The following is a 23631-nucleotide window of genomic DNA, read 5'->3' on the forward strand; positions in this document are numbered from 1 at the left end:
GAGAGCCACGTCACGCTATCCTCGCGAGCGTGACCTCGGTCGCACCATGCTCGTTGTCTCTGTGGGAGAGAGAACCGCGAGCAGGGGTTGTGGGATGAAGAATCGGGGAGGGACCGACGATGGGGCAGACGGCTGCGCGCTCTGGCGCGTCCTGGCCTGTGCCGTTGATCGTCGTGATCCTGGTGATCTCGGGGTACCTCGCGTTCGGCCGGGGCGACAGCGACGGCGACCAGGGAACCTCGCCGAAGAAGACCGCCCCCGTGTCTGCGCCGGTCGATCTGAAGAAGCTCCCGCTCAGTTCCACGAAGACCACGATCAAGGCCGCCCCGAAGGACCCGCGACCGAAGGGCATCCCCAAGGGGACGGTCGTGCACCCCAAGCGGGTCGTGGCCTTGTACGACGCCCCGGACGGCAAGCCGTTCGCGAAGATCGGACCGCGCCAGTTCGGCGACACCTGGCTTCCGGTCATCACCCGCAACCGCGACTGGGTGCAGGTGATGTTGCCGTCGAAGCCGAACGACTCGACCGGATGGATCCGTTCGTCGGAGTTGGCCGAGGCCCACAGTCGCTTCCTGATCAAGGTGCACCTCGGCAACCGCACACTCGAGATCTTCAAGAACAACGAGCCGGTCGGCTCCTGGCCGGTGGCCATCGGCGCCGATGCGACACCGACACCGACGGGCCGCACCTTCGTGCTCGGCCAGATCATCGACGACAAGCAGCCGTTCTCGCCGGTGATCCTGCCCCTCGGCAGCCACAGCGCGACACTCGATTCCTACGGCGGGGGCCCCGGCACGGTGGCCCTGCACGGATGGACGGACCCGTCCGTCTTCGGCAAGGCCGTGAGCCACGGATGTGTGCGGGTGCCCGACGAGGCCCTCGCCCTGCTCCGAACCGTCCCGACCGGAACTCCCGTGATCGTCGACAAGACCTGACCTACCCGTGACACCATGAACTGCCTACAAATGATGAAGATGAAGGGAATCCCCATGAAGAAGACACGGACCCTGGCCTCAGTGGCCAGCGCCCTCGTGCTGGTCGGCGGAGGCGCCTCGCTCGCCCTGCTCGGCGGTGGCGGCACCGCCGTTGCTGCCGGACAGCCGTCCTCGGCGTTCGGCCTCGAGCTGGTCATTGCCGGCACGGCCGCGATCGACAAGATGCCCTCGGTCGTCTCGACCACCGGCGCGAACGTCACCGACGAGCTCATCGACGCCGACGCGCTCAACCCGCTGCTGTCCGGCGGTGTCGTCCAGGTCAGCGCACAGAACGGCGCAGCGTCGGCCAACGTCACCGGCCTCGGCGTCGGCGACGGCCTGCTCGCCATGCTGCCTGCTGACCTCACCACCCAGCTCGGTGCTGCCTGCACCACGCTCACCGATGGCCTCGGAGCCGTCACCGGGCCGCTCGACGAGGCGCTGCAGAACACCCTTCTGCCGGGGCTCCAGACCCTCCTTGACACGATCGCCGACTCGACCGCTGACTCGCCGATCGACCTCGGCCTGCTCGGTGCGATCGACCTGACCAACCTCACCGGCCTGCAGCTCGGCGGCCTGTGCGACGTGCTCGCCGGCGAGACCGCGCTCGTTCAGCTTCCCGCTGTCGTGGCGTCCTGCACCGGCAAGACCGGCGACCTCGACCTCGTCGGCAACGCAACGGCCCTCGGCCTGCCCCTGACCATCCCGACCGAGCCGAACGGCACCGTCGAGATCCCGGGCGTCGTGAAGATCGTCGCCAACCGGCAGACGAACAACGCCGACGGCACCTTCACCGTCGACGGCCTGTACCTCGAACTGCTCGGCCAGATCCAACTGACGGTTGCCTCGGCCACCTGCGGCCAGGTCAGTGGCGACGAGGAGACCGACGACCCGAGCGACGCGCCGAGCCCGACCCCGATCGAGTCGCACGTCCCGGTCACCGGCTGATCCTGGCCAACCGACCCTGACGGGTCACCCTTCTCGGCACATCATTTGTCGGCAATCTGACCGGCCGGAGCCACGAGCTCCGGCCGGTTGGTCGTTTTTCACCGGTCCGTTGCGCTTCGAGGAACGAGAAGAGCAACGGCTCAGACGGGGAGATCGAGTAGCGCCGCGGCCGAGGCACGAGGTCGCGACGCGCGTATCGAGATCCGGTCGGTCACGTGGGCCGAGTCGCTGCAGCATCTCGCCGCGTCTCGATACGCCCTCGCCTGGCGGCTCGGGCTACTCGACGACCTTGGAACTCGCCTGGCGGCTCGGGCTACTCGACGACCTTGACCAGGCGGTGGTGCCAGGCGACGGCACTGGCGTCGGTGAGCGAGGCCACCTGGTCGATCACGACCCGGGTCCGGGCAGCGTCATCGGCCGCCACGGCCCAGTCACTGGCGAACGACTCGTCCAGGTCGTCACCGTCGCGCTCGAGCAGGAGCGTGACGAGTTCGGTGAGCAGTTCGCGCTGCCGGACCTGGAGCGCCATCCGGGTGGCGTCCTGCATGACGTAGTGCGCAGCGATGCCCTTGAGCACGCTGATCTCGAGCCAGGTGTCCTCCGGGACGACCAGGTCGGCGGCGTAGCGGACGAACGGGCCCTCAGAGGCGGCGAAGGTGGCCTGCTGCACGGCCCCGCAGAACCGCCCGATCAGGTCGCTGGTCAGGTTCTTCAACGCCGCGAGGCTCCCCCGTCGCCCGTCGTACGACGCCTGCGGCCAACTACCGACCGATCGCAGACCCACGAGCACCTCATCGAGCCGGTCATCGGTCGCGTCGGGCAGGTACCACGAGCGCACGGTCGGCCAGACCGCTGCCGTGTCGAGCCGGGTCAGGTCGAGCTTCCCGGCGACCGTGCCGTCCTCGACGTCGTGGACCGAGTACGCGACGTCGTCGGCGAGGTCCATCACCTGTGCCTCGACGCAGCGCCGTCCGGCCGGCGCTGCCGCCCGTGCCCATTCGAACGCGGGCCGGTCGTCGTCGTACACACCGAACTTGCCGGCGGCGCTCGCCGGTGCCTCGCTGCGGCCCCAGGGGTACTTGGTGCACGCGTCGAGGGTGGCCCGGGTGAGGTTGAGTCCCGCCGACTCCCCCGCAGCGTCGGCGGTCTTCGCCTCGAGTCGCGTCAGCAGCCGCAACGTCTGGGCGTTGCCCTCGAAACCGCCGCAGTCGACCGCCAGTTCGGCGAGCGCCCGTTCGCCGTTGTGTCCGAACGGAGGGTGCCCGAGGTCGTGGGCCAGGGCCGCGGTCTCGGTGATGTCGGGATGCGTTCCGAGGGCACGCGACAGGTCGCGTGCGATCTGGGCGACCTCGAGGCTGTGCGTCAGCCGGTTGCGGACGAAGTCGTCGCTCTGCGGTCCGACGACCTGGGTCTTGGCCGCCAGTCGGCGGAACGACGCAGCGTGGACCACCCGCGCCCGATCCCGCTCGAACGCCAGTCGCTCCGGCGCCTCCACCCGCTTCGGCGGCTCGGGCACGATGCGCTCCCGCGCCTGCGCGTCGTACCGCTGCTCGACCTCGTCCACGTGGCGGAGACTAGCCCCTGAAAAGCACGAAGGCCCGGACGACTGTCCGGACCTTCGTGGCAAAGCGCTGAATCAGCGGTAAACCGTGACGTGCACGTGGTCGTAGTGGTTCGCGGTGGCCGAACCACGGTTCGACATCCCACGCCATCCCTCGCCCGCCCGGTCGAGCGACCAGATCTTCTGCGAGTAGATGAGGTAGTTGACGCCGAGGGCGGCGTAGTTCGCGCGAACGAACTCGGCGACCTCCCAGCCACGACCACCGGACACCATGATGTCGACGGCGAGACCCTGCGAGTGCTCACCGTCGCCACGGAACGTGCCGTAGACGGAGATCTCGGGGAAGTTCGCACAGACGGCCGCGTGGACCTTCTTGATGTTCGGGCTCACCCCACCCGGCACCGAGGTGCCGTTGGTGCAGTCGCCACCCAGGGCCGGGGGCTTCTCCTTGCTGAAGTAGCCGGAGGTGACCCAGCGGGCCTTGCCGTCGACGACGATCTCGGAGCGACCGTCGTACTTGCGGCCAGTGAGGAGGACCTTCTCGCCCTCTTCCAGCTCGCCGACGTTCTTGGCCTTCTTGTCCGGCCGGGCCCACAGGTTCAGCGGGGCGGTCGTCCAGCGGCGGGTGTCTGCGTTCTTGATGGCCTTCGCAACGGCGTCAGCGGCGAGCAGCCGGGCCAGTTGGCTCGAGGCTGCGTCCCCACGCGGACTGTTACGGGAAAGGACGGGGAGCTCACGGGCTGCACTGACCGAGTTGGCGGCAATCGTGCGGTCCACGGCGATGACGTCGGTGTTGTCGGGCGTCGGGGAGCTTCCGAGTACTCCAGCGGTGACGACTGCTCCAGTCGCCAGAACTGCCAGCGAGCCGGCAAATGCTGCGGCTCGGGGCTTACGTCGCGCGGTTTCCCGCTTGTGGCTGTTTGCCACGCGCTGATCCTTTGCTGTTGCGGACATGACGACGCCTGACTCGTTGCCGGGTCAGGCGTATCAATCGAGTGAAGCATAGGTAATTGCCGGTTCAATAATCCCTAGATCACATCAACAGGGTGTTCCGGGTCACCCGCCGGTGGTCTCGTTGACCTCTTCCAGTAGTGTTCCGCCCCCCTCGTCGAGGCCGTTGGTGTCGTCCAGCCAACCCTCCGGCAGGACCACCCGATTGCGCGGTGCACCCTGGCGTCCGCGGGGTGCGCCGAGCTCGCCGACCGGGAACGGCTCAGTCGGGTCGAGCTCGTCGAGCAGCGTGTCGAGGGTCGCCAGCGAGTCCACGAGTCCGAGCGAGCGGCGCAGTTCGCCGCCGGCGCGGAAGCCCTTGAGGTACCACGCGATGTGCTTGCGGAACTCCTTGCAACCGCGCTCCTCCCCCATGTGCTCGCACAGCAGCTCGGCGTGCCGACGCATCATGATGCGGACGTCACCCAGGGTCGGCAGCGTGGTCACTGCCTCCCCACCGAAGGCTGCGGCAAGGTCACGGAAGAGCCAGGGCCGACCGAGGCAGCCGCGCCCGACCACCACGCCCGCGACGCCGGTCTGCTCGACCATGCGGAGGGCGTCCGCCGCCTCCCAGATGTCGCCGTTGCCCAGCACGGGGATGTCGACGTGGTCGACGAGGTTCGCGATCGCCTCCCAGTCGGCCTGGCCCGAGTAGGCCTGGGCGACGGTGCGCCCGTGCAGCGCGATCGCGGCGATCCCGGACTCCTGCGCGATCCGGCCAGCGTCGAGGTACGTCAGGTGGTCGTCGTCGAGGCCCTTGCGCGTCTTCATCGTCACCGGGACGTCGTACGGCGCCGCGGCGGCCACTGCTTCCTCGAGGATCCGACCGAGCAGGTTCCGCTTCCACGGCAGCGCGCCGCCGCCCCCCTTGCGGGTGACCTTGGGGACCGGGCAACCGAAGTTGAGGTCGACGTGGGCGACGCCGTACTCCTCGCAGAGGATCCGGGTGGCCTTGCCGACGTACGTCGGGTCGGTGCCGTAGAGCTGGACCGACCGCACCGTCTCGGCCTCGTCGAAGACCAGCATCCGCTTGGTGGTGTCGTCGCCTTCGACGAGACCGCGGCTGGTGATCATTTCGCAGACGTAGAGCCCGGCGCCGTACTCGGCACACAGGCGCCGGTAGGCGGCGTTGGTGATGCCGGCCATGGGCGCCAGCACCACCGGGGTCGGCACCTCCAGCGATCCGAGGCGCAGGCCGGACGTCGCGACGCTCACGTGGCCGCCTGGCCGGGCTTCTTCTTGGTCTTCTTCTTGACCGGCGGAATGATCTTGCTGATCTCGCCGGACCACGTGATCGGGTCGAGTCCGGCGGGCGGGATGAAGCTGATCGTCTGGAGCGTCTGGGCGGGCGCAATGAAGTACACCTGACAGATCTGCGCCGTTGCGGACTGCCGGAAGGTCGCTGGGAGCGGGTCGCCCGCACACGCCGGGAGCTGCACCTTCGTGTACTGGTTCGGGGCCTCGAGGGTGGTGCCGTCGTCGGCCCAGATCACGTTGGCGAGCTTGAGACCGCCCAGGTCGGTGGTCCCGACGTTGGTCACCGTGAGCCGGACGAAGTACGGCGTCCGCGCGGCGGTCACGTCGTCGACGTTCCACCCGGGGAAGGACTCCTGGAACGAGGTGCGCTCGATCCGGTCGACCTTCACGGACAGGACGCCGATCTCCTTCTGGCGCCGCTCGAAGGCGATCACGCCTTCCTCGCCGAGCGCGAGGTCCGTGCCCGGCTCGGTGAGCGTCACGCCGAGCGGGACGTCGTAGTACGACTTCGGCGCCTCCGTGGTGGCCGACGGGGTCGACTTCACCGACTCCTTGTCGTCCGCCTTGCTGTCGTCGTTCGAGCCGCAGCCAGCGAGCAGGCCAAGGGCCAGCACGCCGGCCACGACTCGCATCAGCATCCGACGAACCGCTCAGCGAAGTAGCTGGTGAGCTTGTCGAGGGACACGCGCTCCTGGGACATGGTGTCCCGCTCGCGCACCGTGACGGCGTGGTCCTCGAGGGTGTCGAAGTCGACGGTGACGCAGTACGGCGTACCGATCTCGTCCTGGCGGCGGTAACGCCGGCCGATGGCACCGGAGTCGTCGAAGTCGACGGTCCAGTTGCGGCGCAGTTCGGCGGACAGGTCCTTGGCCTTCGGCGACAGGTCCGCGTTGCGCGACAGCGGCAGCACGGCGACCTTGATCGGCGCGAGCCGCGGGTCGAGCCGCAGCACGGTGCGCTTGTCGACGCCGCCCTTGGTGTTGGGTGCCTCGTCCTCGTTGTAGGCGTCGACGAGGAAGGTCATCAGGCTGCGCGACAGGCCGGCTGCCGGCTCGATGACGTACGGCGTGTAGCGCTCGTTGTTGGCCTGGTCGAAGTACGACAGGTCCGTGCCCGAGGCCTCGCTGTGCGTCTTCAGGTCGAAGTCGGTGCGGTTGGCGATGCCCTCGAGCTCGCCCCACTCCGAGCCGGCGAACCGGAAGCGGTACTCGATGTCGACCGTGCGCTTGGAGTAGTGGGACAGCTTCTCCTGCGCGTGCTCGTAGTGGCGCAGGTTGTCGGGGTCGATGCCGAGGTCGACGTACCAGGCGGTGCGGGCGTCGATCCAGTACTGGTGCCACTCCTCGTCCTCACCCGGCTTGACGAAGAACTCCATCTCCATCTGCTCGAACTCGCGGGTGCGGAAGATGAAGTTGCCCGGCGTGATCTCGTTGCGGAAGCTCTTGCCGATCTGGGCGATGCCGAACGGGGGCTTCATCCGCTGGCTGGTGACCACGTTGGCGAAGTTGAGGAAGATGCCCTGCGCGGTCTCGGGGCGCAGGTAGTGCAGGCCGGACTCGTCGTCGACCACACCGAGGTAGGTCTTGAGCAGGCCGGAGAAGCTGCGCGGCTCGGTCCAGGCGCCACGGGTGCCGCAGTTGGGGCACGCCAGCGTCGCCAGGTCGACGTCGTCCGGGTTGTCGAGGCCCTTCTTCTCGGCGTAGGCCTCCTGGAGGTGGTCCGCGCGATAGCGCTTGTGGCACGACTGGCACTCGGTCAGCGGGTCCGCAAAGGTCGCGACGTGGCCGGAGGCCTCCCAGGTCTGACGCGGCAGGATCACGCTGGAGTCGAGGCCGACGACGTCGTCGCGCATCTGCACCATGGACTTCCACCACTGGCGCTTGATGTTGTCCTTGAGCTCGACACCGAGGGGGCCGTAGTCCCAGGCGGAGCGGGTGCCGCCGTAGATCTCGCCGCAGGGGTAGACAAAGCCTCGGCGCTTCGCGAGGGAGACAACCTGGTCAACGGTGGACGGGGGCGGCTTGGCCACAGGGGGATTCCTTTATGGGAACGAGCCCGGCTGGCTGCCGGGCGGTGCTTGTCGGTGCTGTTGCTTGCTGTCGAACTACTCGCGGGAGCAATGTCCTAGGTTACGCGAGCCTCGGCCACGTTGAGCACGGTATTCGGCTCGACGACCTCATAGGCGCCGGGTTCGTCGATCGCACGCATCAACACGGGCACACCGTGGAGCTTCAGTTCGTACGACGACAGGGCTCGCCGGTACGCGCCGACATTGACCCAGCGGGTGGTCAGCACCCACAGGTCCGGCTCGTCGACGTTGCGCCCGACCCACCCGGCGACGTACCCGGGCTTGTCGAGGAGGAGCCCGTGGACGCGCTCGAGGTCCGCCCTCAGGAGGTCGGGATCCTCGGCGGCGGGGACCCGGAAGCGATTCACGACGAGCACGGCCGAACTCTACGCGGCGACATGCTTGACGGGAGCGCCGCCGCGGCGGACTATGACAGTCGTCATATTCCGCATCGACAGGAGCCCTCGTGACCACCACCCCGGAGACCCCCGTCGGTACCGGCTGGCAGAAGACCGCCTGCATCCTGTGCGAGTGCAACTGCGGGATCGAGGTGCAGGTCGAGGACCGTCGGCTGCTGAAGATCCGCGGCGACAAGGACCACCCGAGCTCCGAGGGCTACACGTGCGAGAAGCCCCTGCGACTGGACCGCTACCAGAACGGCACTCCGCGGCTGACGACTCCTCTGCGGCGTCGCACTGACGGCAGTTACGAGGAGATCGACTGGGACACCGCCATCAGCGAGATTGCGGGCAAGCTGGCATCGATCCGCGACGAGCACGGCGGCGACAAGATCTTCTTCTACGGCGGCGGCGGGCAGGGCAACCACCTCGGCGCCGGTTACGGACAGGCTCTGCAGGCGGCAGTGGGTGCGAAGTACAAGTCCAACGCCCTCGCCCAGGAGAAGACGGGCGAGATGTACGTCGACGGGCGGCTGTACGGCGGCCACACGAAGGGCGACTTCGAGCACGCCGAGGTCGTCGTCTTCGTGGGCAAGAACCCGTGGCAGTCCCACTCCTTCCCCCGCGCCCGGCCGGTGCTCAAGGAGATGGCCGCCGACCCGGCCCGCACCATGGTGGTGATCGACCCGCGGCGCAGCGAGACCGCCGCGATGGCCGACATCCACCTGCAGGTACGCCCCGGCACCGACGCGTGGTGCCTGGCGGCGCTGGGCGCGGTGCTGATCCAGGAAGACCTCGTCGACCACGACTTCCTGCGCGACCACACCACCGGCGCCGACACGGTCCTTGCGGCCTACGCCGACATCGACGTCGACGACTTCGCCGAGCGGTGCGGGGTCCCCGCCGACCTGATCCGTACGACGGCCCGGCGGATCGCCGCAGCCAAGAGCGTGTGCACCTACGAGGACCTCGGCATCCAGCAGGCGCCGCACAGCACCTTGAACTCCTACCTGAACAAGATGCTGTGGATCCTGACCGGCAACTTCGCCAAGGAGGGCGGGATGTTCCTGCACTCCATGTTCGCCGCACTGGCCGGCGGACCCGGCGGAGGTGGTGGGTCGCGCCTGACCCCTGTCACCGGCGCCCGGATCATCTCCGGCCTCGTGCCGTGCAACTCGATCGCCGAGGAGATCGACACCCACCACCCCGACCGCTTCCGGGCGATGTGGGTCGATGCGGTGAACCCGGCGCACTCCCTCGCCGACTCGGCCAGCTTCCGCCGCGCGATGAGCAAGCTCGAGCTGAGCGTCGTCATCGACATCGCGATGACCGAGACCGCCCGCGAGGCCGACTACGTCCTCCCAGCGGCATCCCAGTTCGAGAAGTGGGAGTGCACGTTCTTCAACGTCGACTTCCCGGAGAACGTCTTCCACCTGCGCGCCCCCCTGATGGAACCGCTGGCCGGAACCCTCGCCGAGCCAGAGATCTATGCGCGCGTGATCCGGGCCCTCGGCGTCCTGGACGACGACGCGCTCGCCCCGTTGCGCGCAGCCGCCGAGAACGGACTGGCGGCCTACGCCGACGCCTTCTTCGCGGCCGCCACCACAGATCCCCGCCTGATGGGTCTGGCCGCGCACGTCCTGTACGAGACGCTCGGCCCCACCCTCGGAACAGCGCGGGGCGCAGCCGCACTGTGGGGCGTCTCCCAGTTGTGCGCGATGAACCAGGCCGCCTCGGTTGCGCGGGCCGGCTTCACCGGCACCGGCTTCGAACCCGGCAACCAGTTGTTCGAGCGGATCCTCGAGGGCGCGGCTGTCGTCTTCACCCGCGATGACTACGACAACGCCTGGGACTACGTCCGACGCCCGGACCGGCGCTTCACCGTCGAGATCCCCGAACTGCTCGAGCATCTCAGTGGACTGGGCGACCAGCCGAGCACCTGGACGACAGACGAGTTCCCGTTCGTCCTGTCCGCGGGCGAGCGACGCGCGTTCACGGCGAACACGATCATCCGCGACCCGTCGTGGCGACGACGCGACGCCGACGGGGCACTGCGGATCAGCCCCGCCGACGCCGCGGGCCTGGGCGTCGCGACCGGGGATCGACTCCGGGTGGTGACCGAACGCGGCAGCGCCGAAGCCTCGGTCGAGGTGACCGACACACTGCAGGTCGGCCACGTCTCGCTCCCCAACGGACTCGGCATCGACCACCCCGACGGCACGCCCGGCGTCGCACCGAACGAGCTGACCTCGCTGCACCACCGCGACTGGCTCGCCGGAACGCCGTGGCACAAGTACGTCCCCGCCCGCCTGGAGACCGTATGACCAGCCGGTCACCGCGCGACGCGATGCTCGACAGCGCCATCGCGCTGTTCGGCGCCCGGGGCGTGGCCGCAACCTCGCTGCGCGACGTCGTGGCGCACAGCGGCGCCTCGCGCGGGTCGATCTACCACCACTTCCCCGGTGGCAAGGCCGAACTGGCCGAGGACGCGACCCGTCGCGCCGGCGACCTGATGGCGCGACTGGTGACGAAGGTCGTCGACAGCGCCGAACCCGTGGCTGCCGTCGAGGCGATGGTCGACCACTGGTCGGGCGTCCTGCTCGGCAGCGACTTCGGGACCGGCTGCCCCGTCGCGGCTGCGGCCCTCTCCCCCGACGACACCGCGGCGGCCCGGGACGCGGCCGGCGTCGCGTTCAGCACCTGGGAGCAGGCGCTCGCCGAAGCACTCGTGGATCGCCACATCCCTCCTGCTGCAGCCGCCGACCGGGCCGCGCTCATCGTCAGCGCCATCGAGGGCGCACTCCTGGTGAGTCGCGCCCGTCGTACCGACGCACCCTTGCGGGCCGTCGGCCGGGAGCTGGTCCGCCACCTCGCCTGACGCGCGCCAACTTGACCGGAGCCAATCGAGAGTTGAGAATGATTCTCATGCGCTTCTCTTCCGGTCTTGCCACGCTCTCCACCGTCGCCCTTCTCGCCACGGGTTGCTCGGCCTTCAGCGACAGTGCCGCGGACGACGGCAAGACCAACGTCGCAGCGGCCTTCTATCCGCTCGCCTTCGTCGCTGAGCGAATCTCTGAAGGCACCGACACCGAGGTCGACCTGCTGACCCACCCGGGCACCGAGCCGCACGACCTCGAGCTCGACGTGAGCCAGACCGCCACCATCGTGAACGCCGACCTCGTCGTCTTCGAGTCGGGCTTCCAGCCCGCCGTGGACGACACCGTCGAGCAGAATGCCGAGGGTGCCACCCTCGACGTGGCCGACGTCGTGGACCTGCTGCCCGTCGATGAGTCGGCCGCCGAGCACGAAGAGCACGCAGACGAGGAAGAGGGCGAACACGAGCACGATCACGGCAGCGTCGACCCGCACTTCTGGCAGGACCCGCTGCGGTTGGCCGACTTCGGCGACGCCATGGCCGACGAGCTCGCGAAGATCGATGGCGACGACGCCGAGACCTACCGCGCCAACGCGGCCGGCCTCCGCAAGGACCTCGAGGCCCTCGACAAGGCCTTCAGCACTGGCCTCGCCGACTGCGAGCGTGACACGATCGTGGTGTCCCACGACGCGTTCGGTTACCTGGAGAAGTACGGCCTCCACGTCGCCTCAATCGTGGGGTTGTCCCCCGAGGCCGAGCCGACCGCTGCGGTGCTCGGTGAACTGCAGGAACTGATCCGGACGGAAGGCATCACCACGGTGTTCAGCGAGCCCCTCGAGCCCGCGCTCGGCGAGGACCTGGCCACGGACCTCGACCTCACCAACGGCGTGCTCGACCCGATCGAGGGACTGACCGCCGATGCCCCGAAGGGCTCGGACTACCTTTCCCTGATGGACACCAACCTGGCGACCCTCGTCTCCGCCAACGGGTGTCGATGACGACCGACGACAGCGCCGCTCCCGCAGTGGCGATCAGCAACGGCAGCGTCGCCCTGGGCGGACGCCCGGTGCTGCGCCGGATCGACCTGGACGTCGCGGCCGGCGAGTTCGTCGCGCTGATGGGCGCCAACGGCTCCGGCAAGTCGACCCTCGTCCGCGCACTGGTCGGCCTCCGCCCGCTCGTCGCGGGCGAAGTACGGCTGTTCGGAACGCCGCTGGACCAGTTCGACGACTGGTGCCGGATCGGCTACGTGCCCCAGCGCGCCACCGCCGCCGCCGGTGTGCCGGCCTCGGTCTGGGAGGTCGTGGCCGCTGGCCGGCTGACGCGCCGCCGCCTGCTGCGCCCGCTCTCCCGCGCCGACCGCGCCGCGATCCACGACGCCCTCGAGATCGTCGGACTCGCTGACCGGCGTCGCGAAGCCGTCAGCAACCTCTCCGGCGGGCAGCAGCAGCGGGTACTCATCGCCCGCGCCCTCGCCGGCGAACCCGAACTCTTCTTCCTCGACGAGCCCACCGCCGGTGTCGACCTGCCCAACCAGCAGGTGCTCGCCGCGACCCTCGCGCAGCTCAAGTCCCGCGGTGCGACGATCGTGCTGGTGGCCCACGAACTCGGTCCGCTCGCGCCGCTGGTCGACCGCGCCGTCGTACTCCGCGACGGGCGGACCGTGTACGACGGCGCACCGCTGGCCGATCACGAGGTGCACCAGCCCTGGTTCGCCGAGCCGCACACGCACCACCATCACGACGCGGCACCGAAGCCCACCGACCACGTTCCGCACGTCGGCTCCCCCGTCGACCGTCCGCGAGGTGAGCACCGATGAGTCCCGCCGAACTGTTCGCGCTCCCCTTTATGCAGCGCGCCCTGATCGCGGCCCTGTTGACCGGCCTTGCGGCGCCCGCGATCGGGACGTTCCTGGTGCAACGCCGCCTCGCCCTGATGGGCGACGGGATCGGCCACGTCGCCGTCACCGGCGTCGCCATCGGCCTGGTCACCAACACCTCGCCCACCTGGGCGGCCGTCGTGGTCGCGGTCCTGGGCGCCGTGCTCATCGAGACCATCCGCGAACGGGGCCAGACCAATGGCGACGTCGCTCTCGCGCTCCTGTTCTACGGCGGCCTCGCCGGCGGCATCCTCGTCAGCGGCATCGACGGGCAGAGTGCCTCGTCCCTGAATCGCTACCTCTTCGGGTCCCTGACGACCATCTCCGCGGGCGACGTCATCGTCACCATGGTGCTGTCCGTCGCCGTCATCGGGCTCAGCGTCGGGCTGGCGCCGCAACTGTTCGCCGTCGCGCAGGACCAGGAGTTCGCCCGGGTCGCAGGACTGCAGGTGCGGGCCTACAACCTGCTGGTCGCCGTCCTCGCCGCCGTCAGTGTCACGGTCGCCATGCGCACCGTCGGCCTGCTGCTCGTGTCGGCGCTGATGGTTGTTCCCGTCGCGACCTCACAGCAACTCACCCGTTCGTTCCGGACCACCATCGGAGCAGCGATGGTGCTCGGCGCCTTCGCCTCGGTGGGCGGCCTCGTGCTGGCCACCTTCGCGTCGTACAAAGCCACCGTCGCCCCGGGGCCGACCATCGTCCTGCTGGCGCTGGCCTGCTACGTCGTGGCGTGGCCGATCGGCATCTGGACCCGTCATCGAGCCCGCCTGCGCGAGCCGTTCGCCGAAGGCCAGATCCCGCTGCACGAGTCCTGCGAAGAACACCCGCATGCCCACGGCCCCGGCTGCGGCCACCTCGCGGTCCCCCACGACGACCACGTCGACTACGTCCACGACGGGCACCGGCACGCCGAGCACGGCGCACACTACGACGAACACTGAGTCGGATTGCGCGAGCGTGTCAGCGCTGCGCTCGACACGCTGCCGCGCCGCAGTTGGCCTCCGTACGTGGCTGAGTTGACCTGGCGGCAAGACAGCCGGCATCGGGAAACCCACCCGCGCTCGTCTCCGGTCGCTGCGCTCCCTACGCCTCGCCGGACGGCTTTCCCGATCGACCGGCCAGTTCTACTTGCGAGGTGCCGGAGAACCCACAGACTCGGATCGCGCGATCTCAGCCGACCGAGTTCGGCTCCGCGCCGCCGTACCGCCGGTCACGGCGGGCGTAGGTGTCGATGGCCTGCCAGAGGTGGCGGCGGTCGACGTCGGGCCAGAGCACGTCGGTGAAGACGAACTCGGAGTACGCCGCCTGGTAGAGCATGAAGTTCGAGAGCCGCTGCTCGCCCGACGTGCGCCAGATCAGGTCTGCGTCGGGCAGTTCGGGCACATAGAGATAGCGGGCGAGCGTGCGCTCGTCGACCTTCTCGGGGTTGACCTTCCCCGCCGCGACGTCACGTGCGAGACCGCGAGCCGCGTCGCCGAGCTCGGAGCGGCCGCCGTAGTTCACGCACATGGTGAGGGTGAGGACGTCGTTGTCCTTCGTCATCTCCTCGGCGACCTGGAGCTCGGTGATGACCGACTTCCACAGCTTCGGCGCCCGACCGGCCCAACGCACCCGGACGCCGAGCTCGTGCATCTCGTCGCGGCGGCGCCGGATCACGTCGCGGTTGAAGCCCATCAGGAACTTCACCTCGTCGGGGCTGCGGGACCAGTTCTCGGTCGAGAAGGCGTACGCCGAAATCGCCTTCACGCCGATCTCGATCGCGCCCTCGACCACATCGAACAGGCTCGACTCGCCCTCCTCGTGGCCCTTGGTCCGCGGCAGGCCCCGCTCCTTGGCCCAGCGTCCGTTTCCGTCCATCACGATCGCGACGTGATGCGGAACGAGCTCGGGCTGGATCGCCGGCGGGGTGGCACCTGAGGGGTGCGGCGTCGGCGGCCGGACTTCGGTACGACGAGCGGCGGTCGCCGCAGCGGCACGGGAGCGTCGGGTGGAGCGAGTCACAGGGGCAGTCTGTCAGCGCTCGACGTAGGCCAGCGAACGCAGCCCTCGCTCGAGCTGCCACTGCACGAACACGGCGACCAGGCCGCTGGCTTCACGGACGTGGCGGATGTCGGCGGCCTCGATGGTCGGCCAGTCACCGGCCAGCAGGGCGCCGAGGAGGGTGAGGGTCTCGGGGGCGGGGGTGGCCGAGCCGGGAATCCGGCAGGTCGAGCAGAGCACGCCACCCATCGACGGGTTGAACCAGCGGTGGTGGCCCAGCTCGCCGGTCGCCAGCACCGGCGGGCGGCCGCAGTGGGCGCACTCGACGAACGCCGGCGCGTAGCCGGCGATGGCCAGGGCGCGCAGCAGGTAGGAATCGAGGACGTGGTGGGCACCGCGCTCCCCCGCTGCCATCGCGTTGAGGCCACCGAGCAGCAGGCCGAACTGCTGGCGCGCCGGCTCCCGTTCCTCGACCACGAGCCGCTCGGCGGTCTCGAGCATCACGGTGCCGGCGGTGTAGCGGTCGTAGTCGCGCCCGACCTGCGCCCCGTAGGCGCCCCGCGTCTCGGCCTGGGTGATCGTGTCGAGGTTGCGACCCTCGGCCAACTGGAGGTCCACGTGGGTGAAGGGCTCGAGTCGCGAGCCCCACCGGGACGTCGTACGACGAACGCCCTTGGCGACCGCACGGATCCGGCCGTTCTCGCGGGTCAGCAGCGTGATGATGCGGTCCGCTTCACCCAGCTTGTGGGTGCGCAGGACGATCGCTTCGTCACGGTAGAGCGGCACTCCCCCATTGTGACGGCCGGGCGTGACGAATCCGGGCGCCACCCCGTTGAACCCCCATGCGTCGACTCCTGACCGGCCTGCTCCTGCTCTGCACTGCACTCACGATCGGACTCGCCGGCCCGATCGCTGCGCCGGCACGAGCTGACACCACCTCGCCGTCATACGCACCGCTGAACCGGCCGGGCCCGCAACTCTCGGTGCCGGCGGCGACTCTCAACGCGGCGTTGTCCTGCCACGGCAACCCGAAGGCGGGTCCACAGCCGATCCTGCTCAGCCCGGCGACCAGCGTGACGCCGGTCGAGAACTACTCCTGGAACTGGGCGAAGATCTTCGCCCAGCAGGGTCGGTACCACTGCCTGGTGACGATGCCGTTCCACACCGTCGGGGACATCCAGGTCGCCGCGGAGTACCACGTCAACGCGATCCGCACGATGTACCAGCGCACCGGCCGGAAGATCGCGATCCTCGGCCACAGCCAGGGCGGCATGAACCCCCGATGGGCGCTGCGGTTCTGGCCCGACGTGCGCGCCAAGGTCGCCGAAGTGATCGGCATGGCGCCGTCCAACCACGGCACCGTCGTCCTGGCCGGATGCGTCGTCGGACTCACCACCTGCGCGCCGGCCATCTGGCAGCAGCGGGCCGGTTCCGAGTTCATGAAGGCGCTCAACAGCGGGGCCGAGACGTTCGCCGGCATCGACTACACCAGCATCTACACGAAGCTCGACGAGGTCGTCGTCCCTCCGCCGTCCTCCGGCCTGACCACCGGCGCGGGTAACAAGGCCAATGTCGCCGTCCAGGACGTGTGCAAGGGCGATCCCTACGAACACGTCCTGATGGGCACGGTCAGCCCCGCGGTCTACGCCGCCGTGACGGACGCGTTGAACAACGCCGGCCCGGCGAAGCTGACCCGCATCGACCGATCGTGGTGCTCGAAGCTCTTCATGCCCGGCATCAACCCGCTCGACCTCCTGTCGTTCGCCCCGGTCCTGAGCGCGCTGCCGAATCTGTTGCTCACGGTCGCACCGAACGTCACCCTCACGGGCGCGCCGATGCTCCCGAAGGAGCCGGCGCTGCGCTGCTACGTCTACGCAGCCGGCTGCTGATCCTCAGGAGGAGCGGGTACGACGGGTCCGCAGGCCCGGGCGCGAGCACTCCCGCGCGAACCGGGTCACCACCAGGTCGAGGCGTTCGGGACGACGACGCCACTCGAGCGGCATCGCGGCGTACTCGACCCTGGATCCGGCGATCTCGCCGGCCAGCAGGTTCGCATCGGAGACCGGGTGGAAGGGGTCACCGGTGCGGGCAAGGACCAACGTGGGGGCCGTGATGGCGGCCCGCTCGTCGGACGACGGCGCGAAGCGGCCGAAGAGCACGCCGTGAACCGCGGCGGCGACAGCACCGGGGCGCTGGTCCAGGGTTTCGAGGCTCAGGCGCAGCCACTCCGGCAGCATCCGCCGCGGCACCGGACGGGTCGCCGCGCGGGCGAGCGACACGGTGAACGGCGCATAGCGCGCCGCGAGGAGCACCGGTGTCAGTACGGACACCTGGACCGCCAGCGCGTTGTCGAGCACCGGACCGTCGAGCACCAGACCGGACACTCGTTCGGGGGCAATGGCGGCGACTTCGAGGGCGACGTTGGCGCCCAGCGAGCTGCCGCCGATCACCGCGCGGGACGCTCCCATGTGGTCGAGCAGGGCAATGACCTGCTCGGCGAATGCCGTCACCGAGTAGGCGAGCGGGTCCTCCGGGCGGTCGGACCGGCCGTGCCCCAACGGGTCGAGTACGACGACATGCAGGCCCGAGGACGCAAGGGTCCGTGCCGTGTGGGCGTGCACCCGTCGCGGCACCAGCAATGGCGGAACGAGGACGACCCAGGCGTCGCCGCCGCCGTACTCGGTGAACTCGAGGCGGTCGCGCCCGCGTCGGCCTTCGACGAAGCACTGACCGACCATCTCGGAGGCCAACGCGGCGGGTTTCGAGGCTCGCTGCGCGCGCACCTCAACCACCGAGTCCCGTGGCCCCTACGGGGATGGTGGTGGCCTGCGCCCGGTTGGCTGCGCACACCACGGCCCGCAGGGACGCGGTGACGATGTTGTGGTGGATGCCGATGCCCCACACGATCTCGCCGGCGACCTCGCACTCGACGTAGGCCGCAGCGACGGCGTCGCCACCCGAGGAGAGCGCGTGCTCGGCGTAGTCGAGGACGCGGATGTCGGCCCCGGCGTGACGCATGCCGTCGACGAACGCGGCGACCGGGCCGTTGCCCATGCCGGTGAAGGACTGCTCCTCACCGCGGACGACCATGGTGACTTCCTGGCGGTCGTCGCCGTCCTGGTCGGTCGTCGAGGAGAACGCCACCAGGCTGTACGGCGCCTCGCGGTCGAGGTATTCGGCGCGGAAGATCGCCCAGATCTCGTCCGGGGTGACCTCGCCGCCCTGGGCGTCCGTGCGCTGCTGGATGACCCGGCTGAACTCGATCTGGGCCCGACGCGGCAGGTCGAGGCTGTGCTCGGCCTTGAGGACGTACGCGACGCCACCCTTGCCGGACTGGCTGTTCACGCGGATCACAGCCTCGTACGTACGGCCGACGTCCTTCGGGTCGATCGGCAGGTACGGCGCCTCCCACGGGACCTCACGCACCGAAACGCCCTGCTCGGCGGCGATCCGGTCCAGATCCTCGAGACCCTTCTTGATCGCATCCTGGTGGGAGCCCGAGAACGCCGTGTAAACGAGGTCGCCGGCGTAGGGGTGGCGCGGGTGGACGGGCAGCTGCGTGCAGTACTCCACCGTCCGACGGACCTCGTCGATGTCGGACAGGTCGATCTGCGGGTCGACGCCCTGGCTGAACAGGTTCATCGCCAGCGTGACCAGGTCGACGTTGCCGGTGCGCTCGCCGTGGCCGAACAGGCAACCCTCGACGCGGTCCGCGCCGGCCATCAGGGCGAGTTCGGTCGCCGCGACCGCGGTGCCGCGGTCGTTGTGCGGGTGCAGGCTGATCGCGGAGTGCGCGCGGCGCGACAGGTTGCGCCCGAAGTACTCGATCTGGTCGGCGTACGTGTTCGGCGTCGACATCTCGACGGTCGCCGGCAGGTTGAGGATGATCTCGCGCCCCTCTTCGGGCTGCCAGACGTCCGAGACCCGCTCACAGACCTCGATCGCGTAGTCCGTCGGCGTCTGGGTGAAGATCTCCGGGCTGTACTGGTAACCGAAGTCGGTGCCGTTCAGCATCTCCTCGGCGTGCTTCATCACGCACTCGGTGCCCCGGGTCGCGATCGCGATGCACTCGGCCTCGGTCACGCCGAACACGACGCGGCGGAACAGCGGCGCGGTCGCGTTGTAGAGGTGGACGGTCGCCTTGTCGGCGCCGACGAGCGAGGCCACCGTGCGCTCAATCAGGTCCTCGCGGGCCTGGGTCAGCACCGAGATGCGAACGTCGTCGGGGATCTTGTCGCCCTCGATGAGCTGACGGACGAAGTCGAAGTCGGTCTGGCTCGCGGACGGGAAACCGACCTCGATCTCCTTGTAGCCCAGCTTCACCAGGAGTTCGAACATCTTCATCTTGCGCGAGGGGCTCATCGGGTCGATGAGCGCCTGGTTGCCGTCACGCAGGTCGGTGGAGAGCCACCGCGGCGCGTGGGTGATCTTCTGGTCCGGCCAGGTGCGGTCCGGCACGGTGACGGGCTCGAAGGCCCGGTAACGCTCGAACGGCATGCCGCTCGGCTGCTGGTTCGGGATGGTGATGCGGTTCGTCATGACATTCCTCGGCTGGTCTTGCAGGGGCGCCGGGCGCGCAACTCGCTCCGCAACGAGGGGTCCGGCTCTATCAGACCTCGCTGCGGCCGCTAAGGAGAAGGGCTCGCATCATCATGATGCGCTCACTCTAACAGGATCGGGTGCCACTGCCGTCGGGACTAGTCTCGCTTCGTGGCCCGTTTGCTGATCGTGCACCACTCCCCCACCCGCTCGATGCAGGCACTCCTCGACCAGGTGCTCGCCGGCGCCCACGACGAAGACGTGCAAGCGGGCGACGGGGTCGAGGTCGTCGTACGACCTGCGCTGGAGGCGACCGCCGAGGACGTCCTGGCGGCCGACGGCTATCTCCTCGGCACGACCGCAAACTTCGGCTACATGAGCGGCGCCCTCAAGCACTTCTTCGACTCGACCTTCCTGGCCATCGGCGGATCCCTCGATCCCAGCGGCGGGGTCTCGACAGGCTCGACCAACGACGGAGGCTCCACCGCGGGACGGCCCTACGGCCTCTGGCTGCACGGCCGCTACGACCTGACCGGCGCCCAGCGCTCGGTGGAATCGATCGTCGGTGCCCTCGGCTGGCGTCAGGGGTACGACGTCCTCGGCGTCCTGGGCGAGCTCGACGACGCCGCGAACGAGGCCGCTTACACGTTGGGCGCTACCATCGCGGCACTGCTGACCGCCTGAGAAGGGAGCCCACGCGATGTCGCAGCGACGCGCCGTCGCCGTACTCCTGCTCGGCCTGCTCACCCTCGGCAGCGGCACGCTCACTGCCTGCGGCGCCGAGGACCAGGGCGGCAACGCCGACCCCGATCTCGTCGACGCCACCGCGGTTCCGAACAACGGTGTGTGCCGCAACCTGAGTCCCGACGACGTGGCCCGGCCGGCCAACGCGACCGAGACGACGGACTGCGCGATGGAGCACACCGCCGAGACGTTCGCGACCGGGGAACTGCCCGCCACCTTCAAGGACGTCGAGTACGACGACCCCGAGCTGGCCACCTTCGCCTACACCACCTGCTCGACCCAGTTCGCTGCCTTCGTCGGCGCCGACGAGAGCCTGGTCCTGCGCACCACCATCAGCTGGGCGTGGTTCCGGCCGTCGGAGAAGGCCTGGGGCAAGGGCGCCCGCTGGTACCGCTGCGACGTGATCGGTGGCAACAAGTCCATGCCCGCCTACCGCCCCCTGCCGGAAACGGCCAAGGGGATGTTGGCGGGCCGACCCAAGGACGCGTGGCTCAGTTGCGCACGCGGGGCAACGGTCGCCCAGAGCGAGAAGGTGCCGTGTTCGCAGAAGCACGACTGGCGCGCCGTCACGACCGTCAAACTCGGCACACCAGCGGATGAATACCCCGGCGACCGCGTCATGGAGAGCCGCACCCGCTCCTTCTGCGCCCAGTCCGTCAAGGCCTGGTTGAACTACCCGGCCGAGTTCGAGTTCGGCTTCACCTTCTTCCACGGTGCCGAGTGGAAGGCCGGGATCCGACGCTCGGTCTGCTGGGCAAGGAGCGCCAAGTGACGCGACGCAGCAGTGCCCGGGGCGGCCTGGTGGCATCGGTCCTCGTGCTCGCGGCCGCCTTGACGGCCTGCAGTGACGACGGCAAGGACAAGGACGCCAAGGAACCGACGGCCACCCAGACCGTCGCGGCACCGCCACCGGCGGCACCGAAGCCGGGCGCCTGCTACCCGCTGCCGTTCGAGACGGCTGTCGCACCCACCTCCGAGATCGCGGCGGTGGCCTGCACGGCCAACCACACCAGCGAGACCGTCGCGGTCGGCACCATCAACTCCGTGGTGGACGGCCACCTGGTCGCCGTCGACTCCGAGCGGGTCCAGGCCCAGGTCGCCACCGCGTGCCCGCAGGCCCTGATCGAGTACGTCGGCGGTACCCGCAAGCGCCTGCGGCTGAGCATGATCCGACCGGTCTGGTTCACCCCGACCGTCAAGGACTCCGATGCCGGGGCCGAGTGGTACCGCTGTGATGCGGTCGTCCTGGCCGGCACGTCCACCCTCGCCCAACTCAAGGCCAGCCTCAAGGGCGTCCTGGGCCAGGCCAAGGTCAACGACCGCTTCGCCATGTGCGGCACCGCTGCCCCGGATGCCAAGAACTTCGAGCGGGTGCCGTGCTCTGCCAAGCACAAGTGGCGGGCCATCGACGTCGTCGTCTTCGACGAGGGCAAGTACCCCGGCGAGAAGAAGGTCCGCGCGGCCGGCCGGGGCCAGTGCGAGGACGCCGCCGCCGACATCGCCAAGGACCCCCTCGTCTTCGAGTGGGGCTACGAGTGGCCGACCGCCGAGCAGTGGGCGATGGGCCAGAAGTTCGGCCGCTGCTGGGCGATTGGCTGATGGCCCTCTAGAAACCGAGCTTTCGCAACTGGCGGGGGTCGCGCTGCCAGTCCTTGGCGACCTTGACGTGCAGGTCGAGGTAGACCGGCGTGCCGAGCAAGGCCTCGATCTGCTTGCGGGCCACCGTGCCGACCTGGCGCAGGCGGGCGCCCTTGTGGCCGATCATGATTCCCTTCTGGGAGTCACGTTCGACGTACAGGTTGGCGTGGATGTCGAGCAGCGGCCGGTCGGCGTCGCGGCCCTCGCGCAGGCCCATCTCCTCGACCACGACCGCGATCGAGTGCGGGAGTTCGTCGCGGACGCCGTCGAGTGCGGCCTCGCGGATCAGCTCGGCAGCGAGGATCTCCTCGGGTGCGTCGGTGAGGTCGCCGTCCGGGTACAGCGGCGGCCCCTCAGGCATCAGCGCGACGAGCAGGTTGCCGAGGAGGTCGATCTGGTCGCCGCTCACTGACGAAACGGGCACGATCTCGGCCCAGTCCGTACCGGTCTCGGCGCCCAGGGCAGCGATGTCGCCGAGGTGCTCGGCGATCCGCTCGGGCGTCGCGACGTCGGTCTTGGTGACCACGGCGATCTTCGTCGTACGACGGACCTTGCCCAGTTCCTTGACCAGGAACATGTCGCCGGGGCCGATCTTTTCGTCGGCCGGGAAACAGACGGCCACCACGTCGACCTCGGACCACGTGGTCTTCACCAGGTCGTTGAGCCGCTCCCCCAGCAGGGTGCGCGGCCGGTGCAGGCCAGGGGTGTCGACGAGAACGAGTTGCCCGTCCTCGCGGTGCACGATGCCGCGGACCACCGTGCGCGTGGTCTGCGGCTTGTCGGAGGTGATCACGATCTTCTGGCCGACCAGCGCGTTCGTCAGCGTGGACTTGCCGACGTTGGGGCGGCCGACGAAGCAGGCGAACCCGCTGCGGTAGTTGTCCGGGAGGTTCAGCGAGCCGAACATCGCTGGGGCGGGGGCCGGAGCGGGCAGGCCGCCGAAGTCCTCGTCGAAGTCGTCGTCATCCAGTTCGATGTCGTCGTCGCTCATTGCTGTGCTCCCTGTGCTGCGTCGTAATCGGCCCAGATCTCGTCGTCTGACTTCCCTGCGGCCTTGCCTGCGCGCCAGATCGGACCGGGATCGACGGCACGCGGCTGCCGTCGGGTCACCGCCCGCCAGTAGCCCATCACGTCGTAGTGCGTGCTGGGGAGCTTGCGCTCGCGCATCACGTGCTTGCGGATCGCCCGCATCTGCGCGGACTCTCCCGCCATCCAGAAGTACCCGTCGCCCTCGGGCCAGTCGAGGCCCTCGACGATCTCGGCCAGGCGGCTCTCGCCGTCAGCGGGCTGCCAGGTGACGTCGGCTCCCTCGGGGAAGTACCCCTCGATCCGCGAGTCGGCGGGCACCTCGGCCACGATCCGGGTCGGCAGCGCCGATCCCAGCGCCGCCCCCTGGGTCGCGGCAATCCGGGCCATGGCCGGCAGGGCCGTCAGGTCACCGACGAGCAGCAGCCAGGCGGCGTCGACGGGGGGAAGGAAGGAGCCCTTCGGCTCGGTGATCGTCACCCGCTGGCCGACCGGGTCGGTCAGCGCCCATTCGGTCACCAGTCCGACCTCATGGACGACGATGTCGAGCACCAGCGTGCTGCCCTCGACCGAGCGGACCGTGTAGTACCGGCTCTGGAACTGCCCCGGCACGATCAACCCGACCCATTCGTCGGCGATGCCGGTCGAGACGAAGCCGGGCACGTCCAGCGTCATGCGCACCAGGTGCGGCGTCAGCTGCTCACGCGCGACCACATCGGCGTCGTACTGCTGGGCCCTGGTGCTCACCAGCGAA

At 69.3% G+C, this 23631-nt stretch carries 23 protein-coding genes; 11 read left to right on the top strand and 12 right to left on the bottom strand.

Annotated elements, in window-relative coordinates:
• The first annotated feature begins 119 nt into the window (after window positions 1-119).
• Both HRC28_RS18775 and HRC28_RS18780 read left to right on the top strand, forming a co-directional pair.
• A complete protein-coding gene (locus HRC28_RS18775) occupies window positions 120-935 on the top strand; it encodes a L,D-transpeptidase (protein ID WP_182376940.1) in 816 nt (271 codons plus the stop codon).
• 54 nt (window positions 936-989) lie between these two features.
• A complete protein-coding gene (locus tag HRC28_RS18780; RefSeq protein ID WP_182376941.1) occupies window positions 990-1922 on the top strand; it encodes a choice-of-anchor P family protein in 933 nt (310 codons plus the stop codon).
• Between the two features lie 313 nt (window positions 1923-2235).
• Here the strand turns inward: HRC28_RS18780 and HRC28_RS18785 are convergent, their stop codons facing one another.
• From HRC28_RS18785 to HRC28_RS18810, 6 genes are all read right to left on the bottom strand, one after another.
• Window positions 2236-3486 carry a deoxyguanosinetriphosphate triphosphohydrolase gene (locus HRC28_RS18785; RefSeq protein ID WP_182376942.1) on the bottom strand — a complete coding sequence of 417 codons (1251 nt, stop codon included), beginning with the start codon at window positions 3484-3486 and terminating at the stop codon, window positions 2236-2238.
• A gap of 72 nt (window positions 3487-3558) precedes the next feature.
• The gene (locus tag HRC28_RS18790; protein WP_182376943.1) at window positions 3559-4410 is read right to left on the bottom strand and encodes a hypothetical protein; all 852 of its coding nucleotides are present in this window, start codon (window positions 4408-4410) and stop codon (window positions 3559-3561) included.
• Window positions 4411-4539: 129 nt separating this feature from the next.
• The gene (gene dusB, locus HRC28_RS18795) at window positions 4540-5688 is read right to left on the bottom strand and encodes a tRNA dihydrouridine synthase DusB (RefSeq protein WP_182376944.1); all 1149 of its coding nucleotides are present in this window, start codon (window positions 5686-5688) and stop codon (window positions 4540-4542) included.
• A complete protein-coding gene (locus HRC28_RS18800) occupies window positions 5685-6368 on the bottom strand; it encodes a hypothetical protein (RefSeq protein ID WP_182376945.1) in 684 nt (227 codons plus the stop codon). Before HRC28_RS18800 ends, dusB begins: the two co-directional genes overlap by 4 nt.
• The gene (locus HRC28_RS18805) at window positions 6362-7759 is read right to left on the bottom strand and encodes a glycine--tRNA ligase (protein ID WP_182376946.1); all 1398 of its coding nucleotides are present in this window, start codon (window positions 7757-7759) and stop codon (window positions 6362-6364) included. Before HRC28_RS18805 ends, HRC28_RS18800 begins: the two co-directional genes overlap by 7 nt.
• A 95-nt stretch (window positions 7760-7854) precedes the next feature.
• Entirely contained in the window at window positions 7855-8175 is a 321-nt protein-coding gene (locus HRC28_RS18810; protein ID WP_182376947.1) for an antibiotic biosynthesis monooxygenase family protein, read from the bottom strand.
• A gap of 89 nt (window positions 8176-8264) precedes the next feature.
• Between HRC28_RS18810 and HRC28_RS18815 the strand changes: the two genes are divergently transcribed.
• The 5 genes from HRC28_RS18815 to HRC28_RS18835 are packed head-to-tail and all read left to right on the top strand — an operon-like array spanning window position 8265 to window position 13891.
• Entirely contained in the window at window positions 8265-10520 is a 2256-nt protein-coding gene (locus HRC28_RS18815; protein ID WP_182376948.1) for a molybdopterin-dependent oxidoreductase, read from the top strand.
• Complete coding sequence (locus tag HRC28_RS18820) at window positions 10517-11074, top strand: TetR/AcrR family transcriptional regulator (protein ID WP_202033117.1); 558 nt, start codon at window positions 10517-10519, stop codon at window positions 11072-11074. Before HRC28_RS18815 ends, HRC28_RS18820 begins: the two co-directional genes overlap by 4 nt.
• A gap of 47 nt (window positions 11075-11121) precedes the next feature.
• Window positions 11122-12069 carry a metal ABC transporter substrate-binding protein gene (locus HRC28_RS18825; protein WP_202033118.1) on the top strand — a complete coding sequence of 316 codons (948 nt, stop codon included), beginning with the start codon at window positions 11122-11124 and terminating at the stop codon, window positions 12067-12069.
• A complete protein-coding gene (locus HRC28_RS18830) occupies window positions 12066-12890 on the top strand; it encodes a metal ABC transporter ATP-binding protein (protein ID WP_182376950.1) in 825 nt (274 codons plus the stop codon). Before HRC28_RS18825 ends, HRC28_RS18830 begins: the two co-directional genes overlap by 4 nt.
• Window positions 12887-13891, top strand: coding sequence for a metal ABC transporter permease (locus HRC28_RS18835; protein WP_182376951.1), 1005 nt, complete (start codon window positions 12887-12889; stop codon window positions 13889-13891). Before HRC28_RS18830 ends, HRC28_RS18835 begins: the two co-directional genes overlap by 4 nt.
• 229 nt (window positions 13892-14120) lie before the next feature.
• Here the strand turns inward: HRC28_RS18835 and HRC28_RS18840 are convergent, their stop codons facing one another.
• On the bottom strand, window positions 14121-14951 hold the full coding sequence (locus HRC28_RS18840) for an isoprenyl transferase (protein WP_182376952.1): 831 nt from the start codon (window positions 14949-14951) through the stop codon (window positions 14121-14123).
• 12 nt (window positions 14952-14963) lie between these two features.
• On the bottom strand, window positions 14964-15716 hold the full coding sequence (recO, locus tag HRC28_RS18845) for a DNA repair protein RecO (RefSeq protein WP_182376953.1): 753 nt from the start codon (window positions 15714-15716) through the stop codon (window positions 14964-14966).
• A 56-nt stretch (window positions 15717-15772) separates the two neighbouring features.
• Between recO and HRC28_RS18850 the strand changes: the two genes are divergently transcribed.
• Window positions 15773-16819 carry a lipase gene (locus HRC28_RS18850; RefSeq protein WP_182376954.1) on the top strand — a complete coding sequence of 349 codons (1047 nt, stop codon included), beginning with the start codon at window positions 15773-15775 and terminating at the stop codon, window positions 16817-16819.
• Window positions 16820-16822: 3 nt separating this feature from the next.
• Here the strand turns inward: HRC28_RS18850 and HRC28_RS18855 are convergent, their stop codons facing one another.
• Together HRC28_RS18855 and leuA are read right to left on the bottom strand one after the other, a co-directional pair.
• Entirely contained in the window at window positions 16823-17713 is an 891-nt protein-coding gene (locus HRC28_RS18855) for an alpha/beta fold hydrolase (RefSeq protein ID WP_182376955.1), read from the bottom strand.
• A 1-nt stretch (window position 17714) separates the two neighbouring features.
• Complete coding sequence (leuA, locus tag HRC28_RS18860; RefSeq protein ID WP_182376956.1) at window positions 17715-19469, bottom strand: 2-isopropylmalate synthase; 1755 nt, start codon at window positions 19467-19469, stop codon at window positions 17715-17717.
• 171 nt (window positions 19470-19640) lie between these two features.
• On the opposite strand from leuA, the gene HRC28_RS18865 reads away from it, so the two are divergent.
• Genes HRC28_RS18865 through HRC28_RS18875 form a run of 3 tightly spaced genes read left to right on the top strand, consistent with a single transcriptional unit; the run spans window position 19641 to window position 21812 of the window.
• Window positions 19641-20153 (top strand): flavodoxin family protein, encoded by a 513-nt coding sequence (locus HRC28_RS18865; RefSeq protein ID WP_182376957.1) that lies wholly within the window; start codon window positions 19641-19643, stop codon window positions 20151-20153.
• Window positions 20154-20169: 16 nt separating this feature from the next.
• Window positions 20170-20985 (top strand): septum formation family protein, encoded by an 816-nt coding sequence (locus tag HRC28_RS18870; protein ID WP_182376958.1) that lies wholly within the window; start codon window positions 20170-20172, stop codon window positions 20983-20985.
• On the top strand, window positions 20982-21812 hold the full coding sequence (locus HRC28_RS18875) for a septum formation family protein (RefSeq protein WP_237111564.1): 831 nt from the start codon (window positions 20982-20984) through the stop codon (window positions 21810-21812). The genes HRC28_RS18870 and HRC28_RS18875 overlap by 4 nt, the downstream gene beginning before the upstream one ends.
• A gap of 7 nt (window positions 21813-21819) precedes the next feature.
• On the opposite strand, the gene era is transcribed toward HRC28_RS18875, so the two are convergent.
• Window positions 21820-22758: a GTPase Era gene (gene era, locus HRC28_RS18880; RefSeq protein ID WP_182380750.1), complete on the bottom strand. Its 939-nt coding sequence runs from the start codon at window positions 22756-22758 to the stop codon at window positions 21820-21822.
• 80 nt (window positions 22759-22838) lie between these two features.
• Entirely contained in the window at window positions 22839-23624 is a 786-nt protein-coding gene (locus HRC28_RS18885; RefSeq protein ID WP_182376959.1) for a siderophore-interacting protein, read from the bottom strand.
• Window positions 23625-23631 lie beyond the last annotated feature (7 nt).

This window comes from Nocardioides sp. WS12, assembly GCF_014108865.1.
Taxonomy (GTDB): domain Bacteria; phylum Actinomycetota; class Actinomycetes; order Propionibacteriales; family Nocardioidaceae; genus Nocardioides.

Bases quoted from the DNA above. Each gene is read 5' to 3' on its own strand.
- HRC28_RS18775 (WP_182376940.1), top strand. From the start codon at position 120: ATGGGGCAGACGGCTGCGCGCTCTGGCGCGTCCTGGCCTGTGCCGTTG.
- HRC28_RS18800 (WP_182376945.1), bottom strand. From the start codon at position 6,368: ATGCTGATGCGAGTCGTGGCCGGCGTGCTGGCCCTTGGCCTGCTCGCT.
- HRC28_RS18870 (WP_182376958.1), top strand. From the start codon at position 20,170: ATGTCGCAGCGACGCGCCGTCGCCGTACTCCTGCTCGGCCTGCTCACC.
- HRC28_RS18825 (WP_202033118.1), top strand. From the start codon at position 11,122: ATGCGCTTCTCTTCCGGTCTTGCCACGCTCTCCACCGTCGCCCTTCTC.
- HRC28_RS18835 (WP_182376951.1), top strand. From the start codon at position 12,887: ATGAGTCCCGCCGAACTGTTCGCGCTCCCCTTTATGCAGCGCGCCCTG.
- HRC28_RS18780 (WP_182376941.1), top strand. From the start codon at position 990: ATGAAGAAGACACGGACCCTGGCCTCAGTGGCCAGCGCCCTCGTGCTG.
- HRC28_RS18850 (WP_182376954.1), top strand. From the start codon at position 15,773: ATGCGTCGACTCCTGACCGGCCTGCTCCTGCTCTGCACTGCACTCACG.
- leuA (WP_182376956.1), bottom strand. From the start codon at position 19,469: ATGACGAACCGCATCACCATCCCGAACCAGCAGCCGAGCGGCATGCCG.
- era (WP_182380750.1), bottom strand. From the start codon at position 22,758: ATGTTCGGCTCGCTGAACCTCCCGGACAACTACCGCAGCGGGTTCGCC.
- HRC28_RS18820 (WP_202033117.1), top strand. From the start codon at position 10,517: ATGACCAGCCGGTCACCGCGCGACGCGATGCTCGACAGCGCCATCGCG.
- HRC28_RS18830 (WP_182376950.1), top strand. From the start codon at position 12,066: ATGACGACCGACGACAGCGCCGCTCCCGCAGTGGCGATCAGCAACGGC.